The sequence below is a fragment of the Isoptericola sp. S6320L genome (genome assembly GCF_023015685.1).
Taxonomy (GTDB): Bacteria; Actinomycetota; Actinomycetes; order Actinomycetales; family Cellulomonadaceae; genus Isoptericola; species Isoptericola halotolerans_A.
Genome location: NZ_JALKAT010000021.1, coordinates 52205 through 60862 on the forward strand (window position 1 = coordinate 52205; position 8658 = coordinate 60862).

General features: G+C 72.6%; 6 protein-coding genes. All 6 read right to left on the reverse strand.

All coding sequences use genetic code 11. The features are described 5' to 3' along the window. Positions 1–172 precede the first annotated feature (172 nt). The 6 genes from MWU57_RS12150 to MWU57_RS18445 all read right to left on the reverse strand — a co-directional run bounded on the left by MWU57_RS12150 (position 173) and on the right by MWU57_RS18445 (position 8517). Positions 173–2233 (reverse strand): TIM-barrel domain-containing protein, encoded by a 2061-nt coding sequence (locus tag MWU57_RS12150; RefSeq protein ID WP_246909450.1) that lies wholly within the window; start codon positions 2231–2233, stop codon positions 173–175. Next, entirely contained in the window at positions 2230–4230 is a 2001-nt protein-coding gene (locus MWU57_RS12155) for a beta-L-arabinofuranosidase domain-containing protein (protein WP_246909451.1), read from the reverse strand. The genes MWU57_RS12150 and MWU57_RS12155 overlap by 4 nt, the downstream gene beginning before the upstream one ends. Before the next feature lie 13 nt (positions 4231–4243). After that, positions 4244–5062 carry a carbohydrate ABC transporter permease gene (locus MWU57_RS12160; RefSeq protein WP_246909452.1) on the reverse strand — a complete coding sequence of 273 codons (819 nt, stop codon included), beginning with the start codon at positions 5060–5062 and terminating at the stop codon, positions 4244–4246. After that, positions 5059–6042 (reverse strand): carbohydrate ABC transporter permease, encoded by a 984-nt coding sequence (locus tag MWU57_RS12165; RefSeq protein WP_246909453.1) that lies wholly within the window; start codon positions 6040–6042, stop codon positions 5059–5061. The genes MWU57_RS12160 and MWU57_RS12165 overlap by 4 nt, the downstream gene beginning before the upstream one ends. A 29-nt stretch (positions 6043–6071) precedes the next feature. Next, positions 6072–7358 (reverse strand): extracellular solute-binding protein, encoded by a 1287-nt coding sequence (locus MWU57_RS12170; protein ID WP_246909454.1) that lies wholly within the window; start codon positions 7356–7358, stop codon positions 6072–6074. Positions 7359–7494: 136 nt separating this feature from the next. Then, entirely contained in the window at positions 7495–8517 is a 1023-nt protein-coding gene (locus tag MWU57_RS18445; RefSeq protein WP_106265619.1) for a LacI family DNA-binding transcriptional regulator, read from the reverse strand. Positions 8518–8658 lie beyond the last annotated feature (141 nt).

Consider the following 8658-nt stretch of genomic DNA (forward strand, 5'->3'; position numbering starts at 1 on the left):
GGTGGTGCGTCCGCGCCGTGCTGCGCACGCTCGGACGTCGTCGTTCGAGCCCGCCCGACGGGCGGTGGCGTTCCTGCCTCCTTTCGCGATCGAACCGGTTCGACGACGGCCGGCAGGCGGCCGTCGTCCGCTGAGGTCTAGGCGGTCAGCCGCCCGCGCAGCCCGGCGGGGGTCACGTCGTCCCCGCCGTCCGCCCGACGAGGTGCGTCAGCGCCCCGTCGCGGAAGAACACGGGCACGACGTCGAGCGGGGCGTCCACGACGACGGAGGCGCCGCCGTCGTGCACCTCGCCGGTCGCGGCGTCGGCCCACGACGCCCCGGCGGGCAGGTACACCTCCCGCTCGCGGGCCCCGGGCTCCAGCACGGGCGCCACGAGGACGTCCGGCCCCAGCAGGAACTGGTCGTCGACCTCCCACGCGTGCGGGTCGTCGGGGAAGTCGTGGAAGAGGCCGCGCATGGCCGGCTGGCCGTCGAGGTGCGCGGCGCGCATCACCTCGCGGACGTAGGGGCGCAGCGCCTCGCGCAGGTGCACGTAGCGCTCGAGGACGCCGTACACCGCGTCCCCGAAGCTCCACAGCTCGTTCGGACCACCGGAGCGGAGCCGCCGCGAGCCGTCGGCCGCCGTGACCTCCTCGTACGGCAGCCGGTCGCCGTGCAGCCGCATGACCGGGCAGAACGCGCCGAACTGGAACCAGCGCACCAGCAGCTCGTGGAAGGCCGGATCCGTGACGTCGCCGTGGTGGAAACCGCCGATGTCCGTGGTGAACCACGGGATCCCCGCGACGCCCATGTGGATGCCCGCGGTGACCTGCCGGGCGAGGTCCTCCCACGTCGAGGAGATGTCCCCCGACCAGACGAGCGCACCGTAGCGCTGGCTGCCGGCCCACGCGCACCGCACCAGGTTGACCACCTCGGTCTCGCCGTCGGCCCGCTGGCCGTCCGCGAAGGCCCGCGCGAAGTGCTGCGGGTACACGTTGCCGACCTGCAGGTACGAGCCCCGGTGCGTCCGGAAGGCGTCGTAGTCGTAGACGCCGAACTCCGGCTCGGCCTCGTCCAGCCAGAAGGTGCGGACCCCGTGCTCGCCGTAGTTCCGCCGGCACGTCTCCCACAGCCAGGCCCGCGCCTCGGGGTTCGTGACGTCGAGGAAGACGCTCGGCCCCTCGAAGGACATCTGCACGTCGAGCCCGCGCTCCGTGCGGACCAGGAGGTTGTTCTGCCGCAGGAACGCGAAGTTCTCCGAGGACAGCGCCACCTGCGGCCACACCGACACCATGAGCTCGACGCCGAGCTCCCGGAGCTCGGCGACCATCGCCGCCGGGTCCGGCCAGAACTCGTCCTCGAACCGGTAGTCGCCCATGTGCGGCCAGTGGAAGAAGTCCGCGACGATCACGTCGAGCGGCAGCCCCCGCCGGCGGTGCTCGCGCGCCACCTCGAGCAGCTGTTCCTGGTGTGCGTACCGCAGCTTGCACTGCCAGAACCCGAGTCCGCGCTCCGGCATCATCGGGGCGTGCCCCGTCGCGTCGGCGTAGTTGCGCGAGATCGCGGCCGGGGTCGGCGCCGCCGTCACCCAGTAGTCGAGCTGCCGCGTGGACTCCGCGTGCCACTCGGTGCGGTTGCGGGCGAACGTCGCCCGCCCGATCGCCGGGTCGTGCCACAGGAACCCGTACCCCGCGCTGGAGACCACGAACGGCACGGAGGCCTGCGAGTTGCGGTGGGCCAGCTCGAACGTCGAACCCTTGAGGTCCAGCACGTGCTGCTGGTACTGCCCCATGCCGGCGAGCCGCTCGTCCGGGTCCGCCTCGAACGCCACCGTCAGCTCGTGCCCGTCGCCCCCGGCGCGCGGCCGGAAGTGCCGGGCCCGCAGGTCGAGCGACCCGCCGCGCCCCAGCTCCCGGAACAGCAGCCGCCCCGCGGCGTCGTAGAAGGCCAGGTCGCACCGGAACACCTCGTAGCCGACCGGCTCGTGGAACCACGACGACGTCGTGAGCTCGACCCGCAGCCCCCCGTTGACGAGGCTGGCGCCGTCCGGGCGGATCTCGACCCGCGCGTCGTCGTGCGCCTCCGGGTCCGGGGGCAGCAACGCCCAGTCGGTGTCCTCGACGTCGCCCAGGACGGTGGCGCGCACGCGCACCGAGTCGCGGCCCCAGGGTTCGACGACGAGGACCTCGCCGCCGCCGCGCCAGACGAGGCGGTCTCCGTCCGCCCGGACGGGCGGCGTGGGGTGGTCGGTCACTGTGGATCTCCTTCCGGCACGAAGACGCGCATGGTGGACGGGCCGCGCTCGGCCCAGCGGTGGTACGGCACGAGCGGGACGTCGAACCCGTCCGCCGTCGCGCCGTCGGGCTGCGGCCGGGACGGCCCGGACGTGAACGGCGGTGCTCCCGTGCCGTCGTCGGGCAGCGAGAGCCTGCGAGCCCGCACGAGCGCGCCGTCGGCGTGCGGCCGCACGCCCGCCGCCACGTCGATCCGGACCTCGTCCAGCGCGACGCCGGCGGGCAGGTCCACCGACTCCAGGCAGAGCACGAGCGGTCCCCGCTCGACGGCGACCGTGCCGCGCGCGGCGTCGACGCGAGGGTCCGGCCAGGTGAGGCGGGGCGCCACCGGCAGCTCGAGCACGACGACGTCGCCCACCGCGAGCGCCCCGGACGCCTCGGCCCAGCCGGGGGCCACCGCGCGCGGCACCCCGGCATCCGCTCCGGGGAGCGGGCCGGACGACGTCGCGAGCGTCGCGCCGTCGGCCCAGGCCGGGACGCGCAGGCGCAGCGTCACGGGACGGTCGGGCACCTCGAGCACCGTGACCCGCATGGTGCCCGACGCGGGGTAGGTCGTGTCCACCCGCAGCGCGAGCTCGCCCTCGCCCACCGCCACGCGCACGTCGCCGCTCGCGTACTGGGCGAGCGTGACGGTCGTGGTGCCCGCAGCGTCGCCGTCGGCGTCGTCGACGAACGCCGCGTAGGTGTGCCACGACGCGAGCGTCCGCGCCACGTTGGTGGGGCAGCAGGACACGTCGAACCACGGCGCCCGGGCCCCGCCCTCGGCGCGCGGGTTGACGGCGTCGGGCTGCATCGGGGCGCCCTGCTCCCGTTGCTGCAGCGGGTTGGCGTAGAAGAACGCGCGGCCGTCGGCCCGCGGCGACGTCGCGACCACGTTGTACAGGGTGCGCTCGACGAGGTCGGCGTACCGGACGTCGTCGGACGCGAGCAGGAGGCGCCACGACACCATGACCGAGGCGATGCCCGCGCAAGTCTCGCAGTAGGCGCGGTCCGGCGGCAGCTCCCAGTCGTCGCCGAAACCTTCGTCCTGGTGCCGCGAGCCCATGCCCCCGGTGAGGTAGGTGCGGCGCTCCACCGAGCGCGTCCACTGGCGCTCGACGGCGGCACGCAGCTCGTCGTCGCCCGTGTCGACCGCGACGTCGACCGCTCCCGCCGCGAGGTACAGCGCACGGACCGCGTGCCCGCGCCACACGTCCGCCTCGCGCACGGGGACGTCGTCCTGGAAGTACGCGGGGCTGAGCAGGGCGATCGGGGCGAGCGTCCCGTGGCCGCGGCGCTCGACGAACAACCGGGCCTGCGCGGTGTAGCGGGGCTCGTCCAGCGCCCGGCCCAGCTCGGCCAGGCCGACCTCGATCTCGGGGTGGCCGCAGATCCCCGGGCGGCCGTCCGGGCCGAACTCCCGGCACACCTGGTCGGCGGCCCGGCGCGCCACCTCCACCAGCCGGTCCTCGCCATGGGTGCGCCACCGGGCGACGGCGGCCTGCAGCAGGTGGCCGGTGCAGTACAGCTCGTGCCCCGCCGACAGGTCGGACCAGCGTGCCGGCTGGCCGCCGTGGCCGTAGCAGGTGTTGAGATAGCCGTCGTCGTCCTGGGCGGCCGCCACCCGGTCGACGAGCTCGTCCCACAGCGCGCCGACCGCCGGGTCGCCGGTGCGCCCGAGCTCCCACGCCATCGCCTCGAGCAGCTTGTAGACCTCGGAGTCGGAGAACTGCCACCCGGGCCGCGGGACACCCGACGTCCCGGCTGTTCCGTCACTGACCCGGTCGAAGTTGGCGAGCCAGCCGAGGCGCTCCATCCAGTCGAGGCAGTGCTGCAGGGTGGCGCGGGCGTTGGTCTCCTGGAGACGCCCCCAGAATCCGCCGTCGAGCAGCAGCTCGCCGATGCCGAGCCCGCGGCGGGTGCCGCCGGGGGCGACCGGACGGGCCCGGACGCCGCTGCTGGTGAGGGTGTTGGTCACGAAGAAGTCCTTGTCAGTCCTTGACGGCGCCGGCGGTCACGCCGGCCGCGACGTAGCGCTGGGCGACCACGAGCAGGATCGACGCCGGGATCGAGGCGACGACGGCGGTCGCCATGATCGCGTTCCACTGCGTGGTGTTGTTGCCGATGTAGTTGTAGATGCTCAGCGTGATCGGGATGAGGTCACCGTTGCGGTTGAGCGTCGAGGCGAAGATGAAGTCCGACCACGCCCACAGGAACGCGAACAGCGACACCGTGAGCATCGAGTTGCGGCTCACCGGCAGCACGATCGAGACGAACGTGCGCCACGGCCCGGCGCCGTCCACGCGTGCCGCCTGGAGGAGCTCGCGCGGGATGCCCGCCATGAAGGCGGTGAAGAGCAGCACGCCGAACGGCACCGCCACCGTGGAGTCCGCGACGATCAGCCCGGGGACCGTGTTGAGCAGGCCCAGGTTGTTGTAGACGGCGTAGAAGCCCATCGCCATGACGACGGCGGGGATCATCTGGGCGACCAGCAGCAGGAAGTTCAGCGTGCGCCCGCCCCGCAGGTGCAGCAACGCCAGCGCGTAGCCGGCGGGGGCGGCGATCACCACGGTGAGGACCACCGAGCCGAGCCCGATGAGCAGGCTGGTGCCCAGGGCCGGCAGCTGCTGGCTGAACACCGCCTCGTAGCCCTCGAAGGTGGGGTCCCAGGGGAACCAGTGCGGCGGGTCGGCCCGCAGGTCCCGCGTCTGGGTGAACGAGACGTTCACCATCCAGTAGACGGGGAACAGCATCAGCGCGGTGAAGACCAGACCCAGGGCCGTCTTCCACCAGACCTTGCGCTCGGTCATGACGAGGCCTCCTGTCGGTGCTGGAGGCGCAGGTGCAGGAACCCGAACACCAGCGCGATGACGATGAGCAGGTTGCCGACGGCGGCGGCCGGCGAGAAGTCCGGCTGGCCGGTGCCGAAGGCCTCGCGGTAGGACCAGATCGCCAGCGTGGTCGACGAGTCGCCGGGGCCGCCGGTGGTCATCACCCAGATGACGTCGACGACCTTGAGCGTGTAGATCAGACCCAGCAGGATCGTGATGGCCGAGACCGGGCGCAGCAGCGGGAACGTGACGGACCAGAACTGCCGCCAGGCGCCGGCGCCGTCGAGGGCGGCGGCCTCGTAGACCTCGCCGGGGATGTTCTGCAGCCCCGAGTAGAGGATGACCAGGTTGAAGGGAATGCCCAGCCAGATGTTGGCGATCGTCACCGACAGCAGGGCGGTGTCCGGCGAGGTGAGCCAGTTGATCTGCTCGCCGCCGAACGCGGTGATCACCGAGTTCACGATGCCGTTCTCGCTGTTGAGCATCCAGGCCCACGTCGAGGCGGACACGATCAGCGGCAGCAGCCACGGCACGAGGAACATCGCGCGCAGGGTGCCCGACAGCCGGAAGCTCGACCGGAAGAACACGGCCAGCGCGAGGCCGATCGTGAACTGGAAGGCGATGGATCCGAACGTGAACACGAAGGTGTTCCACAGGGCGGTCGGGAACGTCGCGGAGCCGAAGACGTCGACGTAGTTCTGCAGCCCGACGAACTCGGCGTCGCCCTGCACGAACGCGCGGATCGTGTAGTCGTGCACCGACAGGTCGATGTTGCGCCACAACGGGTAGGCGTAGAAGAGCACGAGGTACACCAGGAGCGGTGCGGCGAAGCCGACCGCGGCCCACTGGCTCGGGCTCGGTGTCCGTCGGCGCCGGCCGCCGGACGGCACGGCGGGCGTGGTGCCCGCCGTGCCGCGCAGCGTGCCGCGCGACCCGACGTCTGTCGGGGTGCTGGTCATGAGAGGTCCTTCGTCGGGGTTGCCGTGCGTCAGCTGGTGGCGGCCTCGGCGTCCGCCTGCGCCGTCTCGAGCGCCTCGGCCGGGGTGGACGCGCCGGAGAGCGCGTTCTGCACCGCCGTCCACAGCGCCTCGGAGATCACCGGGTAGTCGGTGCCGAGCCCGTCGCTGGTGCGGCCCTTGGCGTTCTGCACCGCCTCGACCCAGGGCTCGAGGTCCGCGTCCTCGCCGCTCTCGGCGAGCAGCTGCTCCTGGCCCTCCGCCGTCGGCGGGATGTAGTACGCGAACGTGTTCGCCGTCTCGACGAAGCCCTCCGGCGTCGTCATGCACTCGACGATCTGGCGGGTCACCTCGTAGCGGGCGGTGTCCTCCTGGACGGGCGCGACGATGAACTCGCCGCCGGTCGGGGCCGGGGCCACGCCGCCGTCCTGGGCGGGGAGCTGGACGATGCCGGTCTCGAACTCGGCCTCGGCCGCGCTGTTGACCTGCCAGGTGCCGTTCTCCGCGAAGGCGAAGTCGCCGGTGAGGAACTCCTCCCACACGGTGTTCTGGGAGTTGTTGATGACGGTGTTGGGTGCGTAGCCCTCGTCGAGCCAGCCCTTCCACAGCTCGAGCGCCTCGACGGCCCCCGGGGAGTCGAGGTCGGTGAGGTCGGCGCCCGCGCCCCAGAACCACGGCAGGAACTGGAACGAGCCCTCCTCGGTGCCGATGCCCGCGAAGGTGATGCCCTTGTGGCCCGCGTCGGTGACCTGCGCGAGCGCCGCGGTCAGCGAGTCCCAGTCGGTGATCGACGCCGGGTCGACGCCGGCGTCGGACAGGATGTCCGCGTTGTAGTAGAGCGAGAGCGTGTTGGCGCCGATGGGGATGCCGTACGCCTCGCCGTCGACCACGCCGGCGTCCAGGAGGTTCTGGTCGATCGCGGACGTGTCCAGGCCGAACTCCTCGACGGTGGTGAGGATCCCGGTGTCCGCGAGGGTGGAGACGGCCGGGTTGTCGATGAGGATGACGTCGGGGGACGTGCCCTCCTGCGCCGAGAGCAGCGCCTGGTTGGTCAGCGCGGTGGTGTCGTAGGCGGTGCGCTCGATGGTGACGCCGGCCTCCTCGCCGCAGGCCTGGACGCGGGCCTCCCAGTCGGACGAGCCGTCGTGCTGGGGGTACGGGTCCCACCAGGTGTAGGTGCCGCCGGCGGCGTCGGTGGATCCGTCACCGGACCCGCTGCCGCCGTCGTCGGACGAGCAGGCGCCGAGGACGCTGACGCCGACGACGGCGAGAGCGGCCGCGGCCGCGAGACTGGTGGGCTTGCGCCGGGTGTGCTGCATGGCAGTTCCTCCTTGAACGGGGCCGGTCCGACGTCGTCGGCGGCCGGGGCGGTGCTTCGTGTGCTGAGGTCTCTACCGGTGTCGAACCGGTTCGCTAGCAGGCGGCGCGAGAGCCACCTCGGAAGGTGGTGCTGAATCAGTCCCCTCGCGGGGCGGCCGTGCTGCCCCGGTCGACCAGCTCGGGCGTGACGAACCGGACGACGTGCGGCTCGTCGGCCCCCGCCTGGCCCTCGATACGCCGCACCAGCTCGCGCACGGCCATGCGGCCGAGACGGTCGGGTGCGCTCTCGATCGAGGAGTACGGCAGGGAGAAGGTGCGGGCGAACTCGTCCGAGTAGCGCCCGACGACGGACAGGTCGGCCGGCGCGGTGAGCCGGCGCTCGTGCAGCACGGTCGGCAGCGCGGCCGCGGCCGCCTCGTTGTTGATGAGCAGGCCCGTGGCGCGGGGGTAGGCGTCGAGCAGGCCGTGCAGGTCGCGGCCGACCTCGGGCTGGTGCGCCGAGCCGAACTCGGCGTGCAGCGTGATCCCCCGGGTGCGGGCCGCCTCGATCGCGGCGTTCTGCAGGCGCCAGACGTAGGCGCCGCCCCGCTCGACGACGTGCTCGGGCTGGGAGACGAGCACCAGCTCACGGTGCCCGAGCCGGTGCAGGTGGTCCACCATGAGGCGGCCGGCGTCCTCGAAGTCGAGGTCGAACACGTCGACGCCGGTGCAGTCGGCGGGCAGCCCGACGAGCGCGCCCGGCTGGGGGGCCTCGCGCAGGATCGGCAGGCGGTCGTCGTGCTCGGCCACGTTGAGCAGCACGATCCCGTCGACCATGCGCGAGTCGGTCATGCGCCGCAGCGCGTTGCGCCCGTCGGCCTCCGTGGCGAGCAGGATGTCGTAGCCGAGCTCGCGGGCCGTGTTGGAGACGCCGAGCATGTACTGCAGCATCGCGGGGGCGAACTCGTCCTCGAGGAACTGGGCGAGCAGCCCGATGACGCGCGTCTGGGCGGTGGCGAGGGCCCGGGCGCCGGCGTTCGGCGTGTAACCGAGGTCGCGGACGGCGGTCTCGACGCGACGGCGGACGTCCGCGGAGATGGTGCGCTTGCCCGACAGCGCGTACGACGCCGTGCTGCGCGAGACACCCGCGACCCTGGCGACGTCCCCGATGGTGGCCACCGTGCCTCCTCGAACTCTCTCGTCGGTCTCTTCGTTGCGAACCGGTTCGACAGTAGCGCGCGGGGTGCGCGTCACGCAAGGGGCCTGATCGAGCCGTGATCACACCGATACGCTCGCTGATCGTCGAACCGATTCGCACCG